The sequence below is a fragment of the Sphingomonas sp. NFR04 genome (assembly GCF_900114095.1).
In the GTDB taxonomy this organism is placed as follows: Bacteria; Pseudomonadota; Alphaproteobacteria; order Sphingomonadales; family Sphingomonadaceae; genus Sphingomonas.
The window spans coordinates 283,716-308,772 of sequence record NZ_FORV01000005.1; the positions used below are offsets into that span (position 1 = coordinate 283,716).

27 protein-coding genes are annotated in these 25,057 nt (G+C 66.1%); 21 read left to right on the forward strand and 6 right to left on the reverse strand.

What is annotated here, in order from left to right; genetic code table 11:
* The first annotated feature begins 15 nt into the window (after positions 1–15).
* Together BM009_RS16105 and BM009_RS16110 are read left to right on the forward strand one after the other, a co-directional pair.
* Positions 16–2,682, forward strand: a complete 2,667-nt coding sequence (locus BM009_RS16105; protein WP_093297737.1) for a PAS domain S-box protein — start codon at positions 16–18, stop codon at positions 2,680–2,682.
* On the forward strand, positions 2,682–3,296 hold the full coding sequence (locus BM009_RS16110) for a response regulator transcription factor (RefSeq protein WP_093297738.1): 615 nt from the start codon (positions 2,682–2,684) through the stop codon (positions 3,294–3,296). The genes BM009_RS16105 and BM009_RS16110 overlap by 1 nt, the downstream gene beginning before the upstream one ends.
* Before the next feature lie 45 nt (positions 3,297–3,341).
* Here BM009_RS16110 and BM009_RS16115 read toward each other — a convergent pair whose 3' ends face one another.
* Together BM009_RS16115 and BM009_RS16120 are read right to left on the reverse strand one after the other, a co-directional pair.
* Complete coding sequence (locus BM009_RS16115) at positions 3,342–3,695, reverse strand: hypothetical protein (RefSeq protein WP_254772316.1); 354 nt, start codon at positions 3,693–3,695, stop codon at positions 3,342–3,344.
* Positions 3,696–3,781: 86 nt separating this feature from the next.
* On the reverse strand, positions 3,782–5,179 hold the full coding sequence (locus tag BM009_RS16120; RefSeq protein ID WP_139216656.1) for an alginate export family protein: 1,398 nt from the start codon (positions 5,177–5,179) through the stop codon (positions 3,782–3,784).
* A gap of 227 nt (positions 5,180–5,406) precedes the next feature.
* Here BM009_RS16120 and BM009_RS16125 point away from each other — a divergent pair, with 227 nt between their 5' ends.
* On the forward strand, positions 5,407–7,293 hold the full coding sequence (locus BM009_RS16125) for a methyl-accepting chemotaxis protein (RefSeq protein WP_175488074.1): 1,887 nt from the start codon (positions 5,407–5,409) through the stop codon (positions 7,291–7,293).
* Positions 7,294–7,667: 374 nt separating this feature from the next.
* On the opposite strand, the gene BM009_RS16130 is transcribed toward BM009_RS16125, so the two are convergent.
* Positions 7,668–8,054 carry a flagellar biosynthesis regulator FlaF gene (locus tag BM009_RS16130; protein WP_093297742.1) on the reverse strand — a complete coding sequence of 129 codons (387 nt, stop codon included), beginning with the start codon at positions 8,052–8,054 and terminating at the stop codon, positions 7,668–7,670.
* A gap of 113 nt (positions 8,055–8,167) precedes the next feature.
* Between BM009_RS16130 and BM009_RS16135 the strand changes: the two genes are divergently transcribed.
* From BM009_RS16135 to BM009_RS16200, 14 genes are all read left to right on the forward strand, one after another.
* Complete coding sequence (locus BM009_RS16135; RefSeq protein ID WP_093297744.1) at positions 8,168–10,588, forward strand: HAD family hydrolase; 2,421 nt, start codon at positions 8,168–8,170, stop codon at positions 10,586–10,588.
* 93 nt (positions 10,589–10,681) lie between these two features.
* Positions 10,682–11,566 (forward strand): flagellar motor stator protein MotA, encoded by an 885-nt coding sequence (gene motA / locus BM009_RS16140; RefSeq protein ID WP_093297745.1) that lies wholly within the window; start codon positions 10,682–10,684, stop codon positions 11,564–11,566.
* Positions 11,541–11,861: an STAS domain-containing protein gene (locus tag BM009_RS16145; protein ID WP_093297746.1), complete on the forward strand. Its 321-nt coding sequence runs from the start codon at positions 11,541–11,543 to the stop codon at positions 11,859–11,861. Before motA ends, BM009_RS16145 begins: the two co-directional genes overlap by 26 nt.
* Positions 11,858–12,223 (forward strand): response regulator, encoded by a 366-nt coding sequence (locus tag BM009_RS16150; protein ID WP_064313997.1) that lies wholly within the window; start codon positions 11,858–11,860, stop codon positions 12,221–12,223. Before BM009_RS16145 ends, BM009_RS16150 begins: the two co-directional genes overlap by 4 nt.
* The gene (locus BM009_RS16155) at positions 12,220–14,502 is read left to right on the forward strand and encodes a chemotaxis protein CheA (RefSeq protein WP_093297748.1); all 2,283 of its coding nucleotides are present in this window, start codon (positions 12,220–12,222) and stop codon (positions 14,500–14,502) included. Before BM009_RS16150 ends, BM009_RS16155 begins: the two co-directional genes overlap by 4 nt.
* Positions 14,499–14,993 (forward strand): chemotaxis protein CheW, encoded by a 495-nt coding sequence (locus tag BM009_RS16160; RefSeq protein ID WP_093297749.1) that lies wholly within the window; start codon positions 14,499–14,501, stop codon positions 14,991–14,993. The genes BM009_RS16155 and BM009_RS16160 overlap by 4 nt, the downstream gene beginning before the upstream one ends.
* Entirely contained in the window at positions 14,990–15,868 is an 879-nt protein-coding gene (locus tag BM009_RS16165; protein ID WP_093297750.1) for a CheR family methyltransferase, read from the forward strand. Before BM009_RS16160 ends, BM009_RS16165 begins: the two co-directional genes overlap by 4 nt.
* Positions 15,869–15,873: 5 nt before the next feature.
* Positions 15,874–16,926 carry a protein-glutamate methylesterase/protein-glutamine glutaminase gene (locus BM009_RS16170; RefSeq protein ID WP_093297849.1) on the forward strand — a complete coding sequence of 351 codons (1,053 nt, stop codon included), beginning with the start codon at positions 15,874–15,876 and terminating at the stop codon, positions 16,924–16,926.
* Between the two features lie 2 nt (positions 16,927–16,928).
* The gene (locus BM009_RS16175; protein WP_175488075.1) at positions 16,929–17,318 is read left to right on the forward strand and encodes a response regulator; all 390 of its coding nucleotides are present in this window, start codon (positions 16,929–16,931) and stop codon (positions 17,316–17,318) included.
* A gap of 1 nt (position 17,319) precedes the next feature.
* On the forward strand, positions 17,320–17,844 hold the full coding sequence (locus BM009_RS16180) for a chemotaxis protein CheD (protein ID WP_093297752.1): 525 nt from the start codon (positions 17,320–17,322) through the stop codon (positions 17,842–17,844).
* Positions 17,844–18,176 (forward strand): hypothetical protein, encoded by a 333-nt coding sequence (locus tag BM009_RS16185; protein ID WP_093297753.1) that lies wholly within the window; start codon positions 17,844–17,846, stop codon positions 18,174–18,176. The genes BM009_RS16180 and BM009_RS16185 overlap by 1 nt, the downstream gene beginning before the upstream one ends.
* A 1-nt stretch (position 18,177) precedes the next feature.
* Positions 18,178–19,023, forward strand: coding sequence for a flagellar motor protein MotB (locus BM009_RS16190; protein WP_093297755.1), 846 nt, complete (start codon positions 18,178–18,180; stop codon positions 19,021–19,023).
* Positions 19,024–19,033: 10 nt separating this feature from the next.
* Entirely contained in the window at positions 19,034–19,480 is a 447-nt protein-coding gene (gene fliL / locus BM009_RS16195) for a flagellar basal body-associated FliL family protein (RefSeq protein WP_093297756.1), read from the forward strand.
* 108 nt (positions 19,481–19,588) lie between these two features.
* Positions 19,589–20,230 carry a PilZ domain-containing protein gene (locus tag BM009_RS16200; RefSeq protein WP_175488076.1) on the forward strand — a complete coding sequence of 214 codons (642 nt, stop codon included), beginning with the start codon at positions 19,589–19,591 and terminating at the stop codon, positions 20,228–20,230.
* A 24-nt stretch (positions 20,231–20,254) separates the two neighbouring features.
* Here the strand turns inward: BM009_RS16200 and BM009_RS16205 are convergent, their stop codons facing one another.
* Both BM009_RS16205 and BM009_RS16210 read right to left on the reverse strand, forming a co-directional pair.
* Positions 20,255–21,265: an SGNH/GDSL hydrolase family protein gene (locus BM009_RS16205; protein ID WP_093297759.1), complete on the reverse strand. Its 1,011-nt coding sequence runs from the start codon at positions 21,263–21,265 to the stop codon at positions 20,255–20,257.
* A 160-nt stretch (positions 21,266–21,425) separates the two neighbouring features.
* On the reverse strand, positions 21,426–21,842 hold the full coding sequence (locus BM009_RS16210) for a flagellar assembly protein FliX (RefSeq protein WP_093297761.1): 417 nt from the start codon (positions 21,840–21,842) through the stop codon (positions 21,426–21,428).
* An 84-nt stretch (positions 21,843–21,926) separates the two neighbouring features.
* On the opposite strand from BM009_RS16210, the gene BM009_RS16215 reads away from it, so the two are divergent.
* From BM009_RS16215 to BM009_RS16230, 4 genes are all read left to right on the forward strand, one after another.
* Complete coding sequence (locus BM009_RS16215) at positions 21,927–23,030, forward strand: flagellar basal body P-ring protein FlgI (protein ID WP_093297762.1); 1,104 nt, start codon at positions 21,927–21,929, stop codon at positions 23,028–23,030.
* Between the two features lie 62 nt (positions 23,031–23,092).
* The gene (locus tag BM009_RS16220; protein WP_254772325.1) at positions 23,093–23,341 is read left to right on the forward strand and encodes a rod-binding protein; all 249 of its coding nucleotides are present in this window, start codon (positions 23,093–23,095) and stop codon (positions 23,339–23,341) included.
* Positions 23,338–23,763 (forward strand): flagellar protein FlgN, encoded by a 426-nt coding sequence (locus tag BM009_RS16225; protein WP_093297765.1) that lies wholly within the window; start codon positions 23,338–23,340, stop codon positions 23,761–23,763. Before BM009_RS16220 ends, BM009_RS16225 begins: the two co-directional genes overlap by 4 nt.
* Positions 23,764–24,039: 276 nt before the next feature.
* Positions 24,040–24,552 (forward strand): PEPxxWA-CTERM sorting domain-containing protein, encoded by a 513-nt coding sequence (locus BM009_RS16230; protein WP_093297767.1) that lies wholly within the window; start codon positions 24,040–24,042, stop codon positions 24,550–24,552.
* 85 nt (positions 24,553–24,637) lie between these two features.
* On the opposite strand, the gene BM009_RS16235 is transcribed toward BM009_RS16230, so the two are convergent.
* Positions 24,638–25,054 (reverse strand): flagellar basal body protein, encoded by a 417-nt coding sequence (locus tag BM009_RS16235; RefSeq protein WP_093297768.1) that lies wholly within the window; start codon positions 25,052–25,054, stop codon positions 24,638–24,640.
* Positions 25,055–25,057 lie beyond the last annotated feature (3 nt).

Genomic DNA, 25,057 nt, shown 5'->3' on the forward strand with positions numbered 1-25,057 from the left:
CGAAGCGCGCCGTCCATGAACGTCACCACGGCCATGGTTCTGGCCGGCATCGCGTTGGTGTGTGGCACCATTACGCTGGCCGGTTGGGCGCTCGACATGCCGATTCTGCACCGCTTCCTGCCGCGCGCCTATCCGTTGTGGCCAGTGGGCGCGATCGGCTATATCTTCGTCGCGCTGGGCGTGCTGGCCGATCACGCACGGCGGCCACGCTTCGCGGTTTCCTTCTACCTGGCGGCCATGGCCGTCGGCATCGCCGGTACGCTTCAGCCGGTGCTGGCGCCTTGGATCGATCTCGGGCGGCTGCTCTTCGCCGATCGGGTCGCCGCGTTCCGGCTGGAACATGCTGGACGGCCAGGCGTGAACGCCATCGTCTTCCTGCTGATGCTGCCGATCGCGGCCTTCGCCTCGCGCAGCAAATGGCGGCTGTTGCGGGAGGTTGCTCCCTTGGTGGCGATCGCCCCGCTGGCGCTGGCGTTGGCATCGGCGACGGGCATGATGCTGTCGGACAACCCTACGTCGGTGAACCTCAGCCTGCGCGCCTCGATCCCGGGGACGATCATGGCGCTGTCGCTCACCGCAGCGATCCTGCTAGCGCATTGGGGCGTCGATGCGAAGCGATCGAGCCGGATCGAACGCTCCGACCCCATGGCGATCAAGACGGTGGTCGCCGGCGCGATCCTGCTGCCCGCCCTTCCCGCCACGATCGAACTGCTGCTCGAACGCGGCGCCCAGGGCGAGGCGATGACCAGCCATCTCGTACTGGGCGTGTTCAACGTGCTGGCGATCGGGCTCATCGCCTTCTGGGCGGTAAGCCGCGTCGGCCGGGAGCAGGTCGCGCGCGCCGAACTGAGCCTCGCGCTCGACGGTGCCACCGTGGTGATGACCGACGCACGCGGCCGCATCATCCACTGGTCACTCGGCTGCCAGCAGCTCTATGGCTGGACCGAGGCCGAGGCGCTGGGCGAGAATCTCTACATGCTGCTGCGCGCCCAGTGCCCCAACTGGAACAGCAGCTATGCCCTGCCCGATGCCGATGGCGCGCAGGAACTGATCGAGCAGCGCAAGGACGGCAGCCAGCTGCACGTGATCGAGCGGCTGCTGCGCTCCGCCACGCCAACGCGCGGCGCGATCGTCGTCCACAGCATCCTCGACATTTCCGAGCGCGTTTCGGCGCTGCGTGCGCTGCGGGCGAGCGAGGAAAGGCTCGCCCAGGCCACCGCTGCCCACGAACTCGGCATCTTCGACTGGGATGTCGGCAGCGATCACATCAACTGGTCGCCGGGCACCGAGCAGCGGCTGGGGCTTCCGCTCGGATCGTTGTCCAGCTTCGACTCGTGGAAGCAGCTGATCGATCCGGACGATCTGGAAAGCCTCCGCGCGACCGTGGCCGAGGCTGTCGCCGAGCGTGCCGAGCGCTTCTCCTTCCGCTACCGCCTGACCGGCTGCAAGGGCACCGAACGTACGCTGGAAGGCTCGGCACGCTGCTTCTACAATTCCGCCGGCGCGCTGATCCGCGTCGTCGGGGCGGCGCTCGACATCACCGAGCGCGACGAGCACGAGGCCGCGCTGCGTCGGCGCGAGGCGCAGCTGCGCACGGTGCTGGAGACGGTGCCGGACGCGATGATCGTGCTTTCCGGCGACGGATCGATCCTCCAGTTCAGCGCTGCCGCCGAGGAACTTTGGGGCTATCGGGCCTCGGAAGTCGTCGGCCGCGACTTCACCATGCTGATCCCGGCGGACGAGGTGGAAACGGATCAGGAAGTGCTGCACCGCTTCGTCCAGACCGGCGAGGGCCTGGTCGGCGAAGTGCTGGTCGGCACCGCGCAGACCGCCGACGGGCGCCGCTTCCCTGCCGAGATGCGCGCCGGTGCCGCGCGCAGCGACGGCCACCTGCTGATCACGGTCTTCGTCCGCGACCTCACCGAGCGCGTCGCCACCGAACAGCGCCTGAGCGCGCTCAACAACGAGATCGCGCACGTCTCGCGCCAGAGCGCGATGAGCGAGATGGCCGCCGATCTCGCGCACGAGCTCAACCAGCCGCTGAGCGCCACCGCCAACTTCCTCGCCGCCGCGCGCATGCTGATCGAGCGGGGCGAAGGCGGCCCGCGCGTCACCGACCTTCTCCGCATGGGCTCCGAACAAACCCAGCGTGCCGGCGAGATCATCCGCCGACTGCGCGCCTTCGTCGCCCGCGGCGAAGTCGAGATGCGGGTGGAATCGGTGGAGCGCACGGTCCGCGACGCGGTGGAGCTGGTGCTGGTCGGCACCGGCCATTTCAACCTGCGCGTGAGCTTCCATCTCGATCCCGCCGCCCGCTTCATCCTGGCGGATCGCATCCAGGTACAGCAAGTTCTGGTTAACCTGTTGCGCAATGCCGTGCAGGCATTAAAGTTCGTCGAGCCCGATGATCGACAGATCACGATCACGTCCGAGAAGCTGCCCGACCAGATGATAGCGATCACAGTTACGGACAGCGGACCAGGCCTCCCCGAACATGTCTTGGAAACACTGTTTTCGCGGTTCAGCACGACAAAGGGAGGTGCAGGCGGAATGGGGATTGGACTTTCGATCAGCAAACGCATTATCGAAGGCCATGGGGGGATGCTGAGTGCGGAGAACGCGCCGGGGGGCGGCGCGTCGTTCCGCTTTACCTTGCCCGGTATCGAAGAAGGTGAAGAATAATGACCCGAACGATCTACATCGTCGATGACGACGATGCCGTCCGCGCTTCGCTGCACAGCCTGCTCTCGGTCCGTCCGGACCTGATCGTGCGCGGCTATCGCTCGGGCGATGCGTTTCTGGAGCAGGAGGCCGAGCTCGATCCGGGCGTGGTGCTGCTCGACTTCCACATGCCGGGCTCGAGCGGGCTCGACGTGCTGATCAAGCTCGACCGCTCGCCGAAATTCGTGCCGATCGTTCTCACCGGTCAGGGAAATGTCGGCCTGGCGGTGCAGGCGATGAAGGCCGGCGCGCTCGACTTCATCGAAAAGCCCTATGAGGCAGAATTCCTGCTCAAGGTGATCGACCAGGCCTTCTCCAAGCTGGAAGAGGATGGCGAGGCGGCCGCCCGCACGGCCGGTGCCGAAGCGAAGATCGCGAAGCTCTCGCCGCGCGAGACCGATGTGCTGAAGGGCCTGATCGAAGGGCGATCGAACAAGATCATCGCCTATGAGCTCGACATCAGCCCGCGCACGGTGGAGATCTACCGCGCCAATCTGATGGAGAAGCTGGAAGTCCGCAGCCTGTCCGAAGCGCTGCGCATCGCCTTCGCCGCAGGGTTGTTCCCCAAGGGGTGACTTGGAGCGAGATGACAGGAGGTTGATCCACCCTGTCCTCTCGCTTTAATGCACCGCCCCGGCGTCGCGCAGCAGGGCGGCGATGGCGGCGGCGGGTTCCTCGGCGGTGACATGGTGCAGATGCGGCGCCGTCACGGCCTTGTCACCACCCAGGATGATCAGCCGGTGCCACAGCGGATCGGCCGCCAGGGCGGCAAGGCCGCCGGGGTGGTCCTCCGTCGCCGCCGCATCGGCGACGAGCACCGGCGCGGTGCCGCCCAGCCGGGCGATGCGGCTCGCATCCACCTGCTCCATGCTGACCACGTCGATCCCGGAGAGCGCCAGTCGCGCGGCGAGCATGCTGCGCAGGCTGGCCTCCCGGACCATCAGGATCACCAGCATGTTGAGCACCATTGCCATCAACCTTTGTTACGCGTTTATGTCCGACCATATTCCCGATCGTGGCATATGGCCACAGGTATCGCTTTGGTCAGGTCGATCGGCGTTCAGAACTTGAACACCAGGTCTGCATAGCCGTAGCGGGCATCGCCGCTGTGCGGCGCATTGGGGGCGCTGGTGAGGAAGCGCCCCTTGGCGAGATATGCGGCACCGATTTCGGCGCGCAGGCGATCCGGGATCAGCGAACGGCGCACGCGCATTTCCACTTCGGTGCCGGCATGGCGCCCGGACGCGCCGGTCTTGTCGCGTACGCTGGTGAAGGCGAAGGTATCGGTGCGATCGGCGAGCCACAGCCCGCGAACGGCGCCCATCAAGTCCAGCCGCTTCGAGGGCTTGGCTTCGATGCGGATGCCCGGCGAGACGAGGTTCGCCAGCCCGACCGGGCCGAACAGCGAGGCGGGGCCATAATCGGCTCGGCGCGCGCCGTAGAGCGAGTCGAACCGCCCATAGGCCGGGTTGGCACCGTCACCGCTGGCATAGTCGAAGAAGCCGGAGATGCGCGGCGTCCACTTCTTGGCGATGGTGTAGCCGCCTTCGATATGGACGAAGCCGGCGCGGACCGGCAGGTCCTTGCGGTCCGTCACCGCATTGGTGACACGTGCCTCGCCCCGCTGGAGCGCGGCTTCGCCCTCGATATCGAACTTGCTCTTGGCGGGCGCGCGGCGGAGGCGGAGACCGAATGTCACCAGGCGGCGATCGCGGGTCTGATAGCCCGGGCGGTCCTGCTCGGCGAGGCGGTAGACATAGCCGCCGACGCTCAGCTTGTGGCCGATATCGGCGAGGTTGCCGTCGGCGCCGTAGAACACCGTGCCGGTGTTGACGTGATCGAGTTCGACCTTGTTGTCGTAGATTCCGTCCGCCGAATTGGGCAGCGCGTCAATGGGATGGGTCCAAAACAAGACCAACTCGTCCTTTTTCTTGGTGCGGTATTCGACGCGGCCGCCAAGATAGGAAGGGAAGGTGTTGCCGAAATCGGCACGGGCGATCAGTCGCTGGGCACCGAAGGTCATCGTGAAGCGACCCGCGATTGCCGTCAGGCTGTCCTTCTTCCCGATGACATTGTGCAGCTTGTAGCTGACGAACGCCTGGAGCGGCTCGACCGTGTTGACGTCGCTGGCCTTGACCGAGCTGTTATGCCCTTCGCCATAGCCGCGCGCGTCGAGCAGCTCGCCGGTGAGGTTCAGATCGCCCCAATCGAGCTTGGCAGCCACCAGGGTGCGCAGCGATGCGAAGGCGATGCTGTTGTCGACCTTGGGACGGAACTGGCCATCGATGCCTTCCATGCGCGCGCGGACGCTGCCTTCGATACTCAGTTTGGGACCGGCAGGCTGAGGCGCGGGCGGCGCGGCGGCCGGCTTGGTCTGCGCGTGCGCGGTGCCCGACACAAGAAGCAGCGCGAAGCCGATGCTCCGCAACGAATTTCCGCTATTCCGAATGCCGTGCACGTGCGTACTCCTGCCGCCCCTTGTTTGTTGCACTTATAGAAAGGAACGGATCCGCTCCTGCTGAGCACGAGCGCGTACCCGGAGTTTTCCGGAAGTAGCGGCCCGCCCATCCGTAATCGCCGCAGCCCGGAGCGCCAGAAAACCCGCCTATAATGGGAACCACGTCGCATGCGCGGCGCGCCCTAACCGCTTCGACGGAAGATCGGAGCCTGCGGATGGAACGCAACATGTTCGCATTTCTTGACGACTGGCCCCTCACCAAAAAGATGCTGGCGGCCTTCAGCTTTCTCGGCCTGCTGCTGGTTGGTCTTGCGATCAACGGCTGGGTATCGAACCGCGATCTCACCAGCATCGCCCGCAAGCATGTCGAAGTCAGCGTCGCCGGCATGTCCAACATGAGCGACGTGATCAGCGACATCAAAGAAATGCGGATCATCGTCTACAGCCACTATAATGCGCTGACGGACGAGGAGCGCGCCAAGCTGCAGAAGCGCCTCGACACCGCCTCCGACGAGCTCGACAAGGATCTCAAGGCGTTCGCCGCGGTCGCCGACCCCTCCATGGCCAGCGACATCGCGAAGATGACGACGATCAAGGGGCAGCTCGACGACACCAACCGCCGCATCTTCGAGGCGGACGTGGTCGACAAGGACGCCGGGCTCAAGCTGATCAAGGGCGAGGGCAAGGACCGCTCGCACGATGCGCTCGACCAGGCCCAGAAGATCCTCGATGCGCTGCGCAAGGCTTCCGAGGAAGCCAATACGCGCGGCAACTCCTCCGCATTCACCGCGCTGATCCTCACGATCGGCCTGTCGCTGATCTCGATCGCCGCGCTCGGCGTGGTGTGGCTGGTGATCAACCGCACCATCGCCCAGCCGATGGCGGCGCTGGCACGCGTCACCAAGACGCTGGCCGAAGGCGGTTCGGCGACGGTGCCGAGCCTGAACCGCGGCGACGAACTGGGCGAGATCGCCCGCGCCGTCGAGCAGTTCCGCCTCTCCGCGCAGGAGCGCGCGCAGATCGACGCCCGTGCCGCCGCCGAGCAGCAGATGGTGACCAACACCGTTCGCGACAGCCTGGTGCGCGTCGCCCAGGGCGACCTCACCGCGGACGTCTCGGTCGACTTCCCGGCGGCCTATGCCGAGCTCAAGGCGAACCTGAACGAGGCGCTCGCCTCGCTGCGCGAGCTGATCGGATCGGTGACGGCATCGACCCACCGCATCCGCACCGGCTCGAGCGAGATCGCCCAGGCGAGCGAAGACCTTGCCCGTCGTACCGAGGCGAACGCCGCCGCGCTCGAGGAGACCGCGGCTGCCGTCACCCAGATGGACCAGCGCCTGAAGGCGACGGCCACCGCCGCCGGCAGCACGGTGCAGCGCGCCGACCAGGCGATCAGCGTCGTCTCGTCGGGCCGGAGCACCGCCGACGAAGCCGTGCAGGCGATGACGCGCGTGTCGGAAAGCGCGAAGGGCATCGACAGCGTCATCGAGGGTCTCGACAAGATCGCCTTCCAGACGCGCGTTCTCGCGATGAACGCGGCGGTCGAAGCCGGCCGCGCGGGCGAAGCGGGCCGCGGCTTCGCGGTGGTCGCCGATCTCGTCTCGGCGCTCGCGATGCGCGCCGAAGAAGAAGCCGGCCGCGCCCGCGATCAGCTGACCGCGACGCAGGCCGACATCGTCACCGCCGTCGGCATGGTGGAGAAGGTGGACGGCGCGCTGTCCAACATCTCGAACGATGTGGGCGAGGTGCACCAGCTGCTCGGCCGCATCGCCAGCGACAACCAGGCCCAGTCCTCGGCGATCTCCGAAATCTCGGACACGATCGGCACGATGGACCAGTCGACCCAGCAGAACGCGGCGATGGTGGAAGAAACCTCGGCTGCGGCCCGCAACCTCACCTCCGAGGTGGCCTCGCTCGCCGATCAGGCGGAACGCTTCAACATCGGCAAGACCTCCGCCGGGGCGCGGGCGCCCGCGAACGCCGGCAGCACCGCGACCGCTACGCGAGCGAAGAGCAAGGCCAAGCCCTCGGGCGGCGGCTATGTCTCGCCGGTCAAGCCGATGGCGACGCCGGCAGCGGCTGCGGCAGGTGGGGACGACTGGACGTCGTTCTGATCGCCTGCGCGCCAGCGGACGAAAAAATGGGCGCCCGGCCATGCCGCGGCGCCCATTTTGCATGTGGTCGGCGCCGACGCACGGCCGGCCGGGGTCTCGTACCCTGCCCTTGTGCCTGTGCGGAGACCTGCGGTGCGCTGCGGTGCGGAGCTTCGAGCCTCCTATTGTCCCCCAGCCGGCGATCGCACGTCGCCAAGGGTAGCGGGCCCTCCCCGCGGCGGTGGAGATCCATTGGCGCCGATGCTGCCCTGAGCTTCCTCGGACATCTATCCCCGCTTTCGCGGCCGTGACGATAGTCCGCGGCGCGCATCCAGGCACGAAAAAGCCCCGGGGGATCACCCCGGGGCTTTTTCGATTCGCGCTGAGGCGAAGGATCAGGCGGCGGCTGCGGTCGCCTGCGGCGCAGGCGCGCGATCCTGGAAGCCCAGGCCTTCCATGATCGTGCGGTTCACCTGGATCAGCTCCATGATCGACTCGCGCCCGGCGACCACGTCGCTGGTGAAACGATCCACCCAAAGCCCAAGCGAGATGATCTTCGCGCGCAGCTCCACCGGCAGCGTGTTCCCGCGAGCACCGCAGTCGGTCATGAACGCGGTCCACATTTCGCGATTGCGGTACAGCGACGGCATCAACAGCGCGCCCTTCAGGCCGGCTTCGTGTGCCGTCAGCATTTCCCCGGTGATCTCGCGCATCAGCCGCAGTTCCGCAGCACGCGGCGTCTCGGCCCGGCTCCGGGCAGCCTGATAAGCATTGATCGTCATTGTCGCTCCTTTGCTCCTGCCGCCATTGTAGGAAGATTTTGCCGGGTTGGTCCGTCCCCTTCCTATAAGATTCCTGCGTCCCCTCGGTGCGGACGCTTTCCAGGGACAGTACCGTGACCGACTTCATCCTTCCGCATGCTTTGCCGTCCGCGCTCGACGGGCGTGCGAACGTCAAGCTGCTCTCGCTCGACTGCTTCGACACGCTGCTCTGGCGCGACTGCCATGCGCCGATCGACCTCTTCGGCGCGCTGCCCGGCGTGAACGTCCTGCAGCGGCAATGGGCGGAGACCCGCGCCCGCACCGCCGTGATGGTGCAGCATCGTCACAAGGAAGTATCGATCGAGCAGATCTACCGCGAAATGTATCCGAATGCGCGCAAGGCGGAGATCACCGCCGCCGTCGCGCACGAGCTGGACGCCGAGGCGCGGCACTGCTTCGCCTTCCAGCCGGCGGTGGAACTGATCCGCGAGGCGAAGCGCCGCGGCATCGGCGTGATCATCGTCTCCGACACCTATCTCGACCAGAAGCAGCTGCGCGAACTGATCGCACGCGCTGCCGGCGTCGAAGTCGCGAACATGATCGAGCGGATCTTCTGCTCGTCCACCTACCACAAGTCCAAGTCGGACGGCCTCTATGCCGACGTGCTCAAGACGCTCAAGGTTCGGCCGGAAACGATCCTGCACATCGGCGACAATCCCATCGCCGACGTCGCCGGCGTGGCGCCGTTCGGGGTGCAGACGCTGCACCTCAAGCAGTTCACCGAAGCGACCGAGCAGCGGCTGCGCCTCGAATCCTCGATCAGTGCCATACTGCACCCAATGCTCCCGGAGATGATCGCAGCGCAGCAGCCCCACCGCGCCGCGCTCGCCATCGGCGAGCCGCGGATCGACGATCCGGCGAAAGCACTCGGCTTTTCGGTAATGGGCCCGGTTTTCCACAGCTATGAACGCTGGCTCCAGCAGGAGGCGGCGGCACTGCAGGCGGAGCGCGGCGGCACCGTCCACTGGCTGTTCATGATGCGCGACGGCCTGCTGCCGATGCGCATCCACCAGGTGGCGCAGCCCGAGAGCCCGGCCCACTCTGTCGAAATCAGCCGCTTCACCGCCGTCGCCTCCTCGCTCACCAGCCCGGAGGCGATCGACCGCTATGTCCAGTTCGACATCGGCAGCGACGCGCGCAAGATTGCGCAGCAGCTGCTGCTGCCACAGCACGAGGCGCGGGCGGTGCTGAAGGGCTTGCCCAAGGACCGACGTCGCATCCCGGCTTTTATCGAGGAGATCCGCAAGCCGCAGCGCGTCAAGCAGATCATCAAGGCCGGCCAAGGCTTTGCGGATCGGCTGATCGCGCATGTGCGCAGCGTCGTCGATCCGCAGCCCTGCGATACGCTGATGCTCGTAGACCTGGGTTATAACGGCTCGGTCCAGAACGACGTGGAGGCGCTGCTGCGCGAGCGCTTCGGCGTGCATGTCGCCGGCCGCTACCTGCTGCTGCGCGAACAGTTCCGCTCCGGCGGCGACAAGAAGGGTATGATCAGCGAAGACGCGTACGACTGCCACACGCTCGAGGCGATCGCCACCAATGTCGCCGTGCTCGAGCAGGTCTGCACCGCAGCCCAGGGCTCGACGGTCGATTACCAGGCGGACGGCACCCCGGTCCGCACCGCGAACAGCATCAAGGGCCGCCAGAGCGAAATTCGCGAACGCATCCAGGAAGGCACGCTGCGCTTCGAGCGGGAGCAGGCCGCCGCCCGGCTGCGCGGCGCCGCGGTCGACGAGATGCCGCTGTGGCGCCGCGCCGCCGCCGCGGTGCTCGGCCGGCTGATGTACTTGCCGATGGCGCACGAATTGGCGGTGCTCGCCGAGTTCGAGCACGACATCAACGAAGGCGTGAGCGACACCGTGGCGCTGTTTGATCCATCGAGCGCCCGGCATTGTCTTCACCAGCGCGGGCTGTTCTATATGAAGGGCTCCAACCGGATGTATTTGCCGGCCGAGTTGCACGGCGAGGGACTGCCGGTGAAGCTTGCCCTGCTCGCGCAGAAGCGCTTCGGGCTGCCGCTCAAATATGCCGATTTCGTCGACAGCACGATCTTGGTGCCGGTGATCGTCGCCGACGGGACCAACGTCTCGACCGGCAACGTCACCGCCACGCCCACGCACAACGGCTATTATCTGGCGCCGATCCCGATCGGCGACTGCCGCTTCTCGGTGGGCGTACAGTTCGGCCAGCTGTTCGACTGGGTGCAGGTGGAGAGCGCCACGTTCATGCCGGTCGAATATTTCCTGGCGAGCGCGCAGGGCGCCGGTGTGAACGAAATCAAGGCCGTGCCCTCACTGGAGGGCATGCAGCAGGCAGCACCGAAGCTGTTCCACTGTGCCGACGAATTCAGCTTCATGATGGTCCCCCCGCCGCCGCGCGAGGACGACCGGCCGATGATGCTCGCCTTGGTGTTCCGGCCCATCGCGAAGCGCGGAATCGCCCCCGTGGAAACGGTTCGGCAACCATCGCTGGTGCATGCACCCGGCGTGCGCTGAACCCGCACCTAAGCATTATCCCCGAAGCGACCGGTACCCCCGGAAACCATCCTATAATTCTGGAAAGATCCAGGGAAAGATTTTGGGCTCATCATGCTGAACGCCGTTGGTTTCGTCATCATTCTCGTGTGCGTGTTCGGGAGCTTCATGATCTCGGGCGGCAAGTTCGAGATCATTGCGCACGCGCTGCCGCACGAGATGATGGCAATCGGTGGCGCAGCGATCGGCGCCTTCATTGTCGGCAACTCGATGCCCACGGTGAAGAAGGCCGGCGCCGGCATCATGCGCGCGTTCAAGGGCGGCCGCTGGAAGGCCAGCGACTATACCGACCTGCTGACGCTGATGTTCACGCTGCTGACGCTGTTCAAGAAGAGCGGCGCCACCGGCATCGAACCGCACCTGGACAAGCCTGAGGAGAGCGATCTCTTCAAGCCCTATCCGCGGCTGCTGAAGGACCATCACCTGATCGAGTTCCTCTGCGATTACCTGCGGATGATGACCGTCAACTTCGAGGATCCGCACCAGCTGGAATCCGCGATGGAAGCGGATATCGAGAAGCACCACCACGAGGAAACCCATCCGCAGCACTCGCTGCAGCTGATGGCCGACGGACTGCCCGCCATCGGCATCGTCGCGGCGGTGCTCGGCGTCATCAAGACGATGGGCTCGATCGATCAGCCGACCGAGATCCTCGGCGCGATGATCGGCGGCGCGCTCGTCGGTACCTTTCTCGGCGTGCTTCTGTCCTACTGCGTGGTGGCGCCGCTTGCCGGCAAGCTGCTCGAGACGATCGAAGCCGACTCCAAGCCCTTCACCATCGTGAAGACCGCCATCGTTGCCTATGCCCAGAACCAGCCGGTGCAGGTCGCGATCGAAATCGCCCGTCGCATGACGCCTTCCGCGTTCGCGCCGAGCTTCCAGCAACTCGAAACCGCTCTCGACGAGGCCAAAAATGGACTTTCCCCTGCCACCGCTTGAGGCCGGCGCGGACAACGCGCTCGCGCTCCCCGCGCACGGAACCACCGTGACGGCCGCGGATCTTCAAACCCGCCTCATCCAGGCGGTCGACGGCGACGGCCCGGTCGAGATCGATGCCTCGCAGGTCGAGAGCGTCGGCCAGGCGGTGCTGCAGCTGATCGTCGCGGCCAAGGCCGAAGCCGACAAGCTCGGCAAGGCCTTCACCATCCTCAACCCCAGCACTGCCTTCACCGATCGTGTGAACCGTTGCCAGCTCGCAGCGGCGGTCGGCATTGATACCGGAGAACTTCTGTGACCAAGCTGATCCTTACCGTCGATGACTCCGCGAGCATGCGCATGCTGCTCAAGACGTCGCTGACCTCGCAGGGCTTTCGTATCGAGAGCGCGAACGACGGGCAGCATGGGCTGGAGCGCATGCACGAGGTCAAGCCCGACCTGCTCATCACCGACATCAACATGCCGAAGATGGACGGGTTCGAGCTGATCGAGGCCGTGCGCCAGGTTCCCGAATTCAAGGGCGTGCCGATCCTGGTGCTGTCGACCGAATTCTCGGACGAGAAGAAGCAGCGCGCCCGCTCCGCCGGCGCCACCGGCTGGATCACCAAGCCCTTCGAGGCCACCAAGCTGGGGGCGGCGATCCGCCGCGTCTGCCCGTGAGCGACGAATTCGACGATATCCAGGCAATCTTCTTCGAAGAGTGCACTGAAGGCCTCACGACGGCCGAGGAAGGGCTGTCGGCGATGCAGTCGGGCGATCTGTCCGGCGAAACCATTGCCGGCGTGTTCCGCGCGATCCACTCGATCAAGGGTGGTGCCGGCGCCTTCGGCCATTCGGACCTGACCGCCTTCGCGCACAAGTTCGAGAACGTGCTCGACGAGGTGCGTGCCGGGAAGATCGTCCCCACGCCCGGCGTGATCCGGGTGATGCTGAGCTCGTTCGACGTGCTGTCGGACCATGTCGAGGCGGCCAAGGGCAATGCGTCCCGGCCGAACGACGGGGCCGCGCTGAGCGCGCTTGAACAGGTGCTCGCCAACAAGGGCGTGCCGGATGGCGACGCGCCGGCTGCGGCCGCGCCTGCCGCGGCAGCCCCCGCTCCCGCCGCCCCGGCCCCTGCGCCGGCGATGGAGGAAGAGGAAGACGAGTTCGGCTTCCGCCCGGTGGGCGTGTCGCTCGATGATCTCGACGGCCCCGACGAGGCCGGCGGCTGGACCGTGCGCTTCAAGCCGTCGCGCGCCGCGCTCGCCAATGCCGGCGAGCCGCTGCTGACGGTGCGCGAGCTGGAGGGCCTGGGCGCGCGCGTCGACTCGGTCGAAATCAGCACGCTGCCCGCGCTGCGCGAGATCGATCCGGAAGACAGCTACTTCACCTGGGTGATGCACGCGCCGGCCGAGCTGCCGGAAAGCGACCTCTCCGACTGCTTCGACTTCGTCGCGCCGGACTCGGTGATCGAGATCAAGCGCAACGAAGACGTGGTCCTGCCCGAAGGGGCTGCCGACACTGAAATGGACGGCGACGAGATCCCGTTCGTGCCGGTGACGGCAACGGTAGACGACTTCATGGACCTGGGCCCTGCCCCGGCCGCACCTGCCCCGGCGCCCGTCCCGGCTCCGGCACCGGCACCCGTGGCGGCTGCTCCGGAAGCGGCGCCTGCCCCTGCGGCCGCGGCGACCCCGCCGGCCGGCGGTGGCGGCACGCCCGGTGGCCCTGGTGGCGGCGGTGCTGGCGGCGGCGGCGGTGGCCCGGCCAAGCCGGTCAACGAAGCCGCGCAGACCATCCGCGTGGACCTCGTCAAGCTCGACCTGCTGCTCAACCTGGTCGGCGAGCTGGTGATCCGCAACTCGATCCTGGCCGACCGGCTGTCGCCGGCCGATCGCCAGCGCGTCGAACTGCCCGAACTGGCCCGCCTCACCCGGCAGATCCAGGACAACGTCATGTCGCTGCGCGCCCAGCCGATCCGGCAGGCCTTCAGCCGCGTGCCGCGCATGCTCCGCGATCTGTCGGTCGAGACCGGCAAGCAGATCAACCTCGAGACGATCGGTGAGACGACCGAAGTCGACAAGGGCGTGATCGAGAAGATCGGCGATCCGCTGACCCACATGATCCGCAACGCCGCGGACCATGGCCTGGAAAGCGCCGAGGAGCGGATCGCGGCGGGCAAGGACCCCGCGGGCACGATCAAGCTGTCGGCCGAGCAGAAGGGCGCCCGTATCTTCGTTCGCGTGGCGGACAATGGCCGCGGCATCAACCGCGAACGCGTCCGCGCCAAGGCGGTCGAAAAGGGCATCATCAGCGCCGATGCGGTGCTGACGAACGAGGAAATCGACCAGCTGATCTGCGCCCCGGGCTTCTCCACCGCGGAGAAGATCTCGAACATCTCGGGTCGCGGCGTGGGCATGGACGTGGTGCGCTCGAACGTGGAAGCCCTGGGCGGCCGCGTCGAGATCCACTCGGTGCCCGGCGAAGGCACGACCTTCACGATGATCCTGCCGCTCACGCTGGCCATTCTGGACGGCATGATCGTGCGGCTCGCCGGCCAGCGCTTCGTCCTGCCGCTGACGCACGTGCTGGAGACGATCCAGCCCGAGCCCGGCCAGGTGAAGCGCACCGCGCCCGACCACGAAGTGATCGACATGCGCGGCGAATATCTGCCGGTGAAGCGTGCGACCGAGATCTTCGGCCTGAACGACGACCGCGCCATCGAGGACTCGCTGGTGGTGATCGTCGAGAGCGAAAGCTCGGGCAAGGTCGGTCTCGTCGTCGACACCATCGATGACCGCCGCGAAGTGGTGATCAAGAGCCTGGATCAGAACCTGCATCCGATCCGCGGCCTGGGTGGCGCGACCATCCTGGGCGACGGCTCGATCGCTCTCATCCTCGACATCGAGGCGCTGGTTTCCTCGCCTACCCGTTTCACGCCCAAAGGACTGGCAGCATGAGCACCCCCGACACCGCCAATGATCGCAAGATCGTAACCTTCTCGCTGGCCAAGCAGATCTTCGGGATCGACATGAGCGCGCTCATCGAAATCCGCGAATGGGACGAGCCGACGCCGCTTCCCAACGTCCCCAGCTTCATCAAGGGCGTGACCAACCTGCGCGGCAACGTGATCCCGGTGGTCGGCCTGGCCGAGCGCCTGGGCTGGGAGCCGAGCCAGCTGCATGCGCGCTCGTGCATCCTGGTGGTCAACATCATGGGCAAGCAGGCAGGCTTCCTGGTCGACGAAGTCAACGACATCGTGGGCATCAACGTGGGCGAGATCCAGCCGGCACCGGCGGTCGAGACCGCGCTGGAGGAAAGCGTGATCGCCGGCCTCGTCCGTATCGCCACCCGCGCCAAGGACGGCACGCGCGACGAGAATGGCAGCATGGTCCTGCTGCTCGATCTCAACGCGCTCAGCCTGACCAAGCACCTGGATCTCGCGGCATGAGCCCCGCCGGGGGCGCCGCCGCGGCGTCCGCCGGCGCCGGTAACGCGATGGCACCAGGCCAGAACGCGGAGCTTACGCCGCGCGATTTCCAGGCCATCGCTGCGATCATGTACGACGATGCCCGCATTTCGCTCAGCGAGGCGAAGACCACGCTCGTCCAGTCGCGCCTCGCGCGCCGGCTGCGCAAGTTCGGCCTGAACCGCTTCTGCGACTATGTCGACCTGGTGCACAGCGATGCGGAAGAACGCCATGCGATGGTGGTGGCGCTCACCACCAACCACACGCACTTCTTCCGCGAGCCGCATCATTTCGACCATTTCCGCGAGACCGTGATCCCCACGCTCCAGCGGAAACAGGGTCCGATCCGGATCTGGTCTGCAGGCTGCTCGTCGGGCGAGGAGGTCTACACGATCGCGATGTGCCTGCTGGGCCCCAGCCGGAGCAGCGCCTCGTGGTTGCGCAATGCCGATGTCCGGCTGCTCGCCACCGATATCGCCCCGCACGTGGTCGAGTCGGTGCAGCGCGGGGTCTATGCGGAGAATGTCGCGGCGGGCGTGCCGGAGCCGTATCGCTCGACCTGGATGAAGCCGACGCAAGGCGGCTTCGTGATGGCCGACGAAGCCCGGCAGATGGTCACCGCGAAAGTATTGAACCTGTTCGAGCCCTGGCCCCTCAAGGCCGCCTATGATGTCATTTTCTGCCGTAACGTCATGATCTATTTCGGAGATCCCGCGAAGGAAGAGCTGGAGCATCGCTTCGTCGAACAGCTCGCCCGGGGGAGCTTCCTGTATATCGGTCACTCGGAACGGCTGATCGGCCCGGCCGCGAGCAAGATGCGCTCGTGCGGGCACACTATTTACCAGAAGCCGGAGTAATGGGCATGAAACCAGTCCGCACGCTCATCGTCGACGACAGCGCATCGATGCGCGCGACGCTGAAGCGCATGCTCTCGGCCGACCCCGAGATCGAAGTGGTCGGCATGGCGCCGGAGCCGTTCGCGGCCCGCGACATGATCAAGGCGCTCAACCCCGACGTGCTGACGCTCGACGTCGAGATGCCCGGGATGGACGGCCTGTCGTTCCTGGAGCGCATCATGCGCCTTCGGCCGATGCCGGTGGTGATGTGCTCCACCCTCACCGCCCGCGGTGCGGAAGTGACGATCGAGGCGCTGCGCCTCGGCGCGGTCGACTATGTCACCAAGCCGAGCGGCACGCCCGACGATATCGAGCGCGATGCCAGCCTGCTGTGCGAGAAGGTGAAGAGCGCGGCGCGCTCGGTTGCCCGCGCCGGCCCGCAGCGCCTGCCCGCCCAGCCGAGCGTCGCCTCGGCCGGCGGCGGCGGTGCCGCGGCCCAGCTGATCGCGATCGGCTCGTCGACGGGCGGCGTGGAAGCCTTGTTCTCGCTGCTGCCGGCGCTGCCGGAAGATTCGCCGCCGATCCTGATCGTGCAGCACATGCCGGCAACCTTCACGCGCAGCTTCGCGCAGCGCCTGAACGCCGAGTGCCGGGTCAACGTAGTGGAAGCTACGGATGGTGCCCAGGTGACCCCGGGAACCGTCTATATTGCTCCTGGAGGCGAACGACATATGGAACTCCAGGGCGGTGCCAATGGCCGGATCAAGCTGATCCCCGGCAATCCGGTCACCGGCCATCGTCCTTCGGTGGACGTGCTGTTCCGCTCGGTCTCCAAACTGGGCGCCGGTGCCGTCGGCGTCATCCTCACGGGGATGGGCAGCGACGGCGCACAGGGCCTGCTGGAAATGCGTCGGGCCGGTGCCCGCACGCTTGGCCAGACCAAGGAAACCTGCGTGGTGTGGGGCATGCCCCGCGCCGCCAAGGAAGCGGGTGCAGTGGAGAAGGAAGTTGGCCTGTCGGCGATGCCGGAGGCCATTCTGAAAGCTTGTCGAGAAACGGTTAAGGTTGGGAGCGCATAACAATGCCCGCTGCATCACAAATCAAGGTGATGGTCGTTGATGATCAGACCAGTATGCGGGCGATGATCCGTCGTGCGCTACAGGACCTGGGGTTCAAGGACGTTCGCGACAAGGCCAGTGCGCCCGAGGCGCTCTCGTCGATCAAGAGCGATCGTGTCCACCTGGTCATCTCCGACTACAACATGCCCGAGATGGACGGGCTGCAGTTCCTGGAGGCGGTTCGCGCCGACCCGGTGATCGGCAAGACCGTGTTCATCATGCTCACCGGCTCGTCCGACCGCGAGGTCGTGCAGAAGGCGGCGGCGCTGGGCGTGAACAACTATGTCGTCAAGCCTTTCGCGCCGGCGGCGCTGAAGGAAAAGATCGAACGCGTCTTCGGCGAGCTGACCTGATATGCGCAGAGTTTCCATCGTACAGGGCGAGAACGCGGTCATCGCGGAGCCCCATGTCATGATTTCGACCCTGCTCGGGAGCTGCGTGGCCGCATGCCTCTACGACCCGGTCGCCAAGGTCGGAGGCATGAACCACTTCCTGCTCGGGGAGCCGGGCGCGGACCACAAGGTCTCGAGCTCGGACATGGCGCGCTACGGCGTGCATGCGATGGAACTGCTGATCAACAGCATGATGGCCAAGGGCGCCACGCGCACGCGGCTGCAGGCCCACCTGTACGGTGGCGCCAACATCATCTCCGGCCTGGGGGGCATCGGCGCGTCGAACGCCGCCTTTGCCCGCCGGTTCATGGAGACCGAAGGCATCGCGATTGCGCATTGCGATCTCGGCGGCACGCTCGCCCGCAAGGTCGAGTTCCTGCCGCACGAGGGCAAGAGCCGCTGCACCAAGGTGGCGGAGCGTGTCCAGGAACGTCCGGTCGCCCCCCTGCCCATTGCCGCCCCCGACGGAGAATTGGAGCTTTTCTGATGTCGTGCCTGCCCATGTCGGAACCGTCCCACCCCCAGGCCCTGCCCGGCTACGACCCCTTTGCGGGCGTGCTGCACAGCGTCATGGCCGGCGAGATCCGCGAAATCAGCAAGAAGCTGGAAGGCCTGGCCGAAGTGCTGGTCTGCGACGAGCATTTCGCTGCCAACTATCTCGAACAGCTCCAGGCGTTCGACTATCTGATCCAGCACGCCGACGAGTGCGTGAACCTGCTGGAGCGGATCGCGGGCGGCGAGGATTCGCTCTCGGCGATCAGCCATGTCCGTCTCGGCGCCGTCCAGGAACGCCTGCGCAACGCGCTGAAGGGTCAGTAACATGGCCCGCGGGGGGGACGTTCGGCCGATCATCGTCAAGAAGGTCAAGAAGACCGCTGCCGCCCATCACGGCGGCGCGTGGAAGGTGGCCTATGCCGACTTCGTGACGGCGATGATGGCCTTCTTCATGCTGCTGTGGCTGATTGCCAATCCGGACAAGGACCGACTGAAGGGCCTCGCCAAATATTTCTCGCCGACGGTCGCCGACAGCGGCCCCTCCACGCCAGTGAGCAATTCCGCGCCCGGCGCCGGGGGCCCGACCCGCCGTTCCGAGGCCGATCCCAGCACCGCCAAGGGCCAGCCCACCTTCGAGGTGACCACCGCCGGCTCGGCGCGCGGTGGCACGGCCGACGTGCCCGCGACGATGCGCGTCATGGCCTCCGAACTGATGGTGGCGCTGGAAGCGACGCCGCAGTCGCAGGGCAAGAAGAATGTCGACGTCCAGCAGGATCGGCAGGGCCTGCGGATCACGCTGATGGACACCGATCAGCAGCCGATGTTCAAGTCGAACACGGCCGAGCTCAATCCCTATGCGCGCACCCTGCTCACCAAGATCGCGCAGAAGATCTCCACCGTCGGCGCGCAGATCGCGATCGAGGGGCATACCGACGGCGCCGGCGGGCAGAGCGATGCCAATTGGCTGCTCTCCGGCCAGCGCGCCCTCGCCGCCCGCTCGGCGCTGGTCGCTGGCGGTGTGACCGCGGATCGCTTTGCCGAGGTGGTAGCGATGGGCGCCACCCAGCCGGTCTATCCGGACCAGCCCAACCGCGCCGAGAACCGTCGCATCAGCATCGTGCTCAAGGGCCAGACCTCGGCGCTGCCGACCGACTCCAGCTTCAAGTTCTGAGGGGCCGCTCGTGAAGAAACTGCTGTTCCTCATCGTCGCGCTGATCGCCGGCCTCTCCGCCGGCGGGGGCACCGCCTATGCGATGATGAAGATGCTCGGCATCGGCGCGCCCAAGCAGGAAGCCCAGGCCGACGAGAAGGAAGAAGCCGGCAAGTTCGTGCCCACCGGCAAGGTGCTGGTGCCGCTCGTCTTCGCCGACGGGCATCTGGCCGGCTATGCCTCGATGGAAGTGCAACTCCAGGTCGACGAGGCCAAGGCCGATTTCGTCACGCAGCGCATGCCGCTGCTGCTCCACGCGATCAACATGCGCACCTATCGCACCCCGATGGCGGCGGGCCCCGACGGCATGCTGCCGGATCTGGAAGGCTTCCGGAAGCTGGTCGATGCCTCCGCCAACGAAGCCTTCGGCCCGAAGGTGGTGCGCAAGATTGCGGTGACCAACGCCAACCCCGCCTGATATTCGTATCCGACATTCGTACGACTACCGAAGCGAAGCTGAACGTCCGTTCATCCTATAATATGCATAGGGGCTGCCGGTTTGCAGTCGAACGGGGAGATGAACGCCGTGGGCGCAGCCGAACACCAGTTTGACCACGACAGCAGCGATTCCGGCCCCTGGGCCGCGCGTGCCCCGCGCACGGTGACGACGCTGATGGTGGGCAAGCTGATCTGCACCGGCGCCGGCGAACAACTCTGCCGAGTCCGCAACATCTCCGCCACCGGCATGATGCTCGAAAGCCCCTTCCCCTTGCGCCAGGCCGACGGGATCGTCGTCGAGCTGCGCGGCGGCCCGGTGCTGGAGGGCAAGATCATGTGGGTCAGCGCCGGGCGCGCCGGCGTGCAATTTCACGAACCCATCGATGTCGAGGAGGTGCTCGCCACCGCCAAGGGCAGTTCCCCCGCCGCACGCCTGCGCCGCGCCGTGCCGCGCGCGCCGCGCTTCGCGATCGCCGGCACCGCCCGGCTCGTCTGCAACGGCGTCTCGCACAACGTGGCGATGGAGAATATCTCGCAGAGCGGCGCCCGCGTGCGCCTGTCCAACCAGCCCGATCTCGATCGGGTGATGACCTTGGTCGTCCCCGGCCTGAGTCCGCGCAGCTGCACCGTGCGCTGGGCCGAAGACGACTCCGCCGGCGTCGCCTTCATCGAGATGATTCCCTATGCCGAGCTCTCCGCCTGGCTGAACGAGGTACAGCCGCCGCGCTGAGCGGCGACGACTGCCCCGCCCCGCTCAGGCCGCCGCCGGCAAGGGCTGCCGCGCCCGGCGACGCCGCAGCGCCGCACCGGCCCCGGCCACCCCCAGGATCAACAGCACCCAAGTCTCGACTTCGGGTACCGCGCTGATGCCCAGCTGGCGCACCATCGTTTCGGCGATGACGCGGTGGACCTGCGTGGTCGGGTGGATCCCGTCGAAATAGAGCGCATTGCTGCAACTCGCGAGCTGCGACGGTCCGCCGCCGATGACCTGACACGGCGTCGTCGTGTTCAGCGTGCCCGGCAGGCCGAAGGACGATGGGGACGCGAGCAGATCATGCTCGATCGCGAACAGGTCGAAGAAATCGGCGGTGACGCCGGGCTGGCTGCCGATGCCCTGGGCTGTGACCTGCAACGCCTGGCTGATCTGCTGCGAGCGCGCGGTCAGTTCGTCGAGGCGACCGGGCACCCCGCCCACCTCCGCGACCGAGAGCGGCAGCAGACCGATGTCCGGCGAACCGACGATCAGGAAGTGGCGCGCGCCGAGGCCGTAGAGCGCGCCCACCGCGTCACTGAAGTCGGTGAGTGCAGAAGCGAAGTTCACCGGCCCGCCGGTCTGGTCCGTATTGCGGACATCGTTGCCGCCGAACGTGACCAGCACCAGCGCATTGCTGTCGATCGGCGCGCCGACCCTGTCCCAATACGACCCGACCTGGGCGAGGAAGCTGGGACTGCGCTCGCCCGGCACCGTCTCCGCGGTCGCTCCGCCGAACGCCATGTTCAGCCCGCCCGCGTATAGCGGCGTCGTCGCATGGCCGGTGATGGCGAGGCTGAGATAATCGGCGAAGTTGAAGCCGTTCGAGAAACGTCCGCCGACATAGCCATCCTCGGGCTTCGCGACGGCACCGCCCGTGGCCAGATAGGCATTGCCCGCATCCACCAGGCTGTCGCCGAACACATAGAGCCCGGAATAGGTCGGACCTGCCTGTGCTGCCACCGGCGCAAAGCACAGGACTGCAAACGCAAAAAATCGCGTGAAAGCCTTCATGGCGCATCCCCTCTCGTTAACCGATCTTTACCGGTCCCGAGGGAAACATCCAAGTAGTTCATTTGCGGTACGCGTCGAATATCGGGCACCTACAGCATCTATACTGCAGCGCAGCAAATATAGATCGCCGAGATGCATGCGCCGCGGCGGAGCAGCGGGCTCAGACCTGGATGTCGAGCTTGGCCAGTTCCACGCGCACGCGCACGTCGATTTCGCGCATCAGTGCGGCTAGCTGTGGGTCGGCCGGCGTCGGCACCGTCTCGGACCACTGCACGATCTCGCGCAGCCGTCCGACATCGGGCGTTCCCGCCACCAGTTCCTTGTGCAGCCGATCGAGCGCATCGATGCCGCGCTCGACGTCGCGCGCCTGCTTGCGGCGGCGTTCGGCGATCGGATTGTTGGCGGCGATCGCGACCAGCATCTGCACGCTGGTGGCAGCGATCGTGCCCGGTGCCGGCATCGGGTGCGGCGGCGCGGCGACCTGTTCCTCGAGGCGGCTCGCCAGGCTCGGCACGGATTTGGGCAACGCCGCCAGCAGGTTGCGCGCCATCATCGGTGACAGGCTGTCGATACGCACGAAATCAGACCCTCGCGAGCCGTCTTGGCTCTCCTCTTCCTATAAGATGAGTAGCGTTAATTTTCCACTTGGCCCGAGAGGTTTATGTATCGTCTCTCCGCATCGTTCCTGGCGCTCGCGCTGGCCTGTTTCGGCGCGCCCCAGGCGATGGCCCAGACCCGGATCAAGGACATCGTCGACGTCGAAAATGTCCGCGAAAACCAGCTGGTTGGCTATGGCCTCGTGGTCGGCCTCGCCGGCACCGGCGATCGTATCCGCAATGCCCCCTTCACCGAGGAATCGATGCAGTCGATGCTCGAGCGGATGGGCGTTAACATTCGCGGCACGCAGATGCGCACGCAGAATGTCGCCGCCGTCTCGATCACCGCGACGATGCCGCCCTTCTCGCGCAACGGTTCTCGGATCGACGTGCAGGTCTCCGCGCTCGGCGATGCGACCAGCCTCCAAGGCGGCACGCTGATCGCCTCGTCGCTGCGCGCGCTCGACGGCGAGATCTATGCCGTGGCGCAGGGCCCGGTCGCCGTCTCCGGCTTCAAGGCGCAGGGTGCGGCGGCGAACGTCAGCCGCGGCGTCACCACCTCGGCGCGGATCGCCGGCGGCGCGATCGTCGAGCGCGAGGTGCCCTATCAGCTGCGTTCGGCGAACAGCCTCAAGCTCGCGCTGAAGAACCCCGATTTCTCGACCGCCGACCGCATCGCCCGCGCGATCAACGGCCGCTATCCCGGCGCCGCGCAGATGCTCGACCCGGCAACGGTCGAGCTGCGCCCAACCGGCCAGTTCGCCGGATCGGTGATCGACCTCGTCACCCAGGTCGGCGATCTCGAAGTGAAGGTCGACCAGCCCGCCAAGGTGGTGATCAACGAAGCCTCGGGTACCGTGGTGATGAACAGCGACGTGCGGATCACGCCGGTCGCGATCGCGCAGGGCGGCCTGACCATCTCGGTCACCGAAGCTCCGCAGGTCTCGCAGCCCGGTCCCTTCTCCCAGGGGCAGACGACGGTGGTGCCGCGCACGCAGGTGCAGGTGAACGACGGCAACGGCGCCAGCCTCGCCGTGATCAACGGATCGTCGCTCAAGGCGCTGGTGAGCGGGCTCAACACGCTCGGTGTCTCGCCGCGCGACCTGATCACCATCCTCCAGGCGATCAAGACGGCCGGCGCGCTCCAGGCCGAAATCGAGGTGCAGTGATGAACGACACGTCTCCCCTGCCCCAGGCAGCCCTTGCCGGGGCGACCACCCCGGCCAAGCCGATGCCCAAGGTGGACGCGAAGAACGCCAAGACCGCCGAGGACTTCGAAAGTGTGTTTCTGGGCCAGATGACCCAGCTCATGATGCAAAGTGTTCAACAAGACGAACAGTTTAGCGGTGGCAACGGCGAGGAGATCTTCCGCGGCGTGCTTGCCGAGAAGCTCGGCGTCGCCATGGCGCGCCGCGGCGGAATCGGCCTTGCGCCGGCCGTCCTCGACCAGATCCTCAAGCTTCAGCAAGGACAGAAATGATCACGCAGCTCGTCGATGCGATGCTTTCCCTCACCGCCCTGATGGAGGAGGAGAGCGAACGTTTGGCCCGCACGCCCTACATCCGCGAACTCGGCGAAATCGCCGATGCCAAATTGCGGCTCGCCGGCCGCATCGAAGCGGAAGTCGCGCGGCTGAAGCGCGAGAATCCGGAAGACTGGCTGGAGACGCTGGAGCCGGAAGCGCGTGAGCAATTGTCTGAAGCAAGCCGCGCATTGCGCGACGCTTCGGTCGTCAACTCGCGAATACTTTCGCGCCAGATCGAATTGTCGGCCGAAATGATGGCAGCTATTGCTTCGGAGGCGCAGCGTCTTACCGGCAGCCGCAGCACGACCTATAGCGCATGCGGCGGGCTGTACGGCATGGATGCGCCCGCGCCGATCTCCGTAAATGCACGTTTGTGAAGGTGTTTTTGATTCGGCGCGCTCTGAAATCCACGCTGCGGCGCGGAATATTTCTGTGCCATTTCAGGCGCCGAACACATTGAAACACGCCAAGGTCGCCACATAAACCGTTGATCAGAAACGATTTATAAATGGTGTACTTGCGATTAACTATAGAGTGGCAAATTCTGCACGTTCCTTTATAAAGAAAAGGACAGCGCGTATGGGAAGAAGAGGGTTTCCTGCCTGAAACATCGGGCAGCTCCCAGCGGCTGTGCATGCTTTAGGGAGGTGTGGATGAACAAGCTCAAGACTCTGATGATCGCGGCTGCTTCGGTGGCTGGCGCTCTTACCATGTCGGGTACCGCGCAGGCGACCACGGTCGTTTGCGTCGATTCGGCTGCAGCCGTTTGCAGCTTCGACGGCTTCGGCGGTGGCTGGAACAACGTGAAGGTCGCCAAGAAGACGACCGCCACCCAGTCGTTCGCGCTGACGATCAACGCGCCGGGCGTCCTGCACGTCAGCATCTCGTCCTTCTATCTGGACCTGATCAGCCTCTCGTTCGGCGGCGTCACGCTGACCGGCATCGAAAAGGGCGAGGTCTATTCGTTCGCGGTCATCCCGTCGAAGACGCCGCAGCTGCTGACGGTGGTGATGAAGAACACCAAGACCAAGGACTATGGCTACAGCTCGCAGCTGGACTTCGCACCGGTTCCCGAACCGGCCGCGTGGGGCCTGATGATCGCCGGCTTCGGCATGGCGGGTGGCGCGCTGCGTCGCCGCCGCACCGCGCGCCTCGCGATCGCCTGATCGCAACGCCACGGCGTGCAAACGGAAAGGGCCGCGAGCGCATGCTCGCGGCCCTTTTTGTCGTCCGCGGCGGGCGGGTGCGGCCTCAGCCGCCGCTCTTGCCCAGCGCGGTCTTCAGCAGCACCATCTGCTTGCGGTAGATATTGGTCATCGCGCTGAAATCGGCCTGCACCTTGCCCATCTTGAGCAGCTGGTCTTCCAGCGTGACGTTGTTGCCGTCGGGCTTGGTCTCGGTCACGTCCTTGTCGAAGACGATCCCGCTGCCCATCGGCTGCACCGCGCCCAGATTCTTCATCGTGCCGGTCAGTTCGACACGCGGCTTGGCGATGCTGATGCCGCCGGCGCCCTGGAGCAGATCGCCGAAATTGGGCTCGGACACGTCGCGCGACTTGTAGCCGGGCGTTTCGCTGTTCGCGAGATTCTGCGCGATCACCTGCTGGCGCTGCGACAGATTCTGCATCCGCATCTGGATGGCGGAGAAGATGGTCGGCATTTCGGACATGGT

What these genes read in the sequence shown, in the direction of transcription:
- BM009_RS16170 (WP_093297849.1), top strand. Translation starts at nt 15,874, where the DNA reads ATGAAACCAGTCCGCACGCTCATCGTCGACGACAGCGCATCGATGCGC.
- BM009_RS16125 (WP_175488074.1), top strand. Translation starts at nt 5,407, where the DNA reads ATGTTCGCATTTCTTGACGACTGGCCCCTCACCAAAAAGATGCTGGCG.
- BM009_RS16110 (WP_093297738.1), top strand. Translation starts at nt 2,682, where the DNA reads ATGACCCGAACGATCTACATCGTCGATGACGACGATGCCGTCCGCGCT.
- BM009_RS16165 (WP_093297750.1), top strand. Translation starts at nt 14,990, where the DNA reads ATGAGCCCCGCCGGGGGCGCCGCCGCGGCGTCCGCCGGCGCCGGTAAC.
- BM009_RS16175 (WP_175488075.1), top strand. Translation starts at nt 16,929, where the DNA reads ATGCCCGCTGCATCACAAATCAAGGTGATGGTCGTTGATGATCAGACC.
- motA (WP_093297745.1), top strand. Translation starts at nt 10,682, where the DNA reads ATGCTGAACGCCGTTGGTTTCGTCATCATTCTCGTGTGCGTGTTCGGG.
- BM009_RS16205 (WP_093297759.1), bottom strand. Translation starts at nt 21,265, where the DNA reads ATGAAGGCTTTCACGCGATTTTTTGCGTTTGCAGTCCTGTGCTTTGCG.
- BM009_RS16225 (WP_093297765.1), top strand. Translation starts at nt 23,338, where the DNA reads ATGATCACGCAGCTCGTCGATGCGATGCTTTCCCTCACCGCCCTGATG.
- BM009_RS16115 (WP_254772316.1), bottom strand. Translation starts at nt 3,695, where the DNA reads ATGGCAATGGTGCTCAACATGCTGGTGATCCTGATGGTCCGGGAGGCC.
- BM009_RS16215 (WP_093297762.1), top strand. Translation starts at nt 21,927, where the DNA reads ATGTATCGTCTCTCCGCATCGTTCCTGGCGCTCGCGCTGGCCTGTTTC.
- BM009_RS16130 (WP_093297742.1), bottom strand. Translation starts at nt 8,054, where the DNA reads ATGACGATCAATGCTTATCAGGCTGCCCGGAGCCGGGCCGAGACGCCG.
- BM009_RS16160 (WP_093297749.1), top strand. Translation starts at nt 14,499, where the DNA reads ATGAGCACCCCCGACACCGCCAATGATCGCAAGATCGTAACCTTCTCG.
- BM009_RS16185 (WP_093297753.1), top strand. Translation starts at nt 17,844, where the DNA reads ATGTCGTGCCTGCCCATGTCGGAACCGTCCCACCCCCAGGCCCTGCCC.
- BM009_RS16220 (WP_254772325.1), top strand. Translation starts at nt 23,093, where the DNA reads ATGCCCAAGGTGGACGCGAAGAACGCCAAGACCGCCGAGGACTTCGAA.
- BM009_RS16230 (WP_093297767.1), top strand. Translation starts at nt 24,040, where the DNA reads ATGAACAAGCTCAAGACTCTGATGATCGCGGCTGCTTCGGTGGCTGGC.
- BM009_RS16145 (WP_093297746.1), top strand. Translation starts at nt 11,541, where the DNA reads ATGGACTTTCCCCTGCCACCGCTTGAGGCCGGCGCGGACAACGCGCTC.
- BM009_RS16235 (WP_093297768.1), bottom strand. Translation starts at nt 25,054, where the DNA reads ATGTCCGAAATGCCGACCATCTTCTCCGCCATCCAGATGCGGATGCAG.
- BM009_RS16180 (WP_093297752.1), top strand. Translation starts at nt 17,320, where the DNA reads ATGCGCAGAGTTTCCATCGTACAGGGCGAGAACGCGGTCATCGCGGAG.
- BM009_RS16190 (WP_093297755.1), top strand. Translation starts at nt 18,178, where the DNA reads ATGGCCCGCGGGGGGGACGTTCGGCCGATCATCGTCAAGAAGGTCAAG.
- BM009_RS16105 (WP_093297737.1), top strand. Translation starts at nt 16, where the DNA reads ATGAACGTCACCACGGCCATGGTTCTGGCCGGCATCGCGTTGGTGTGT.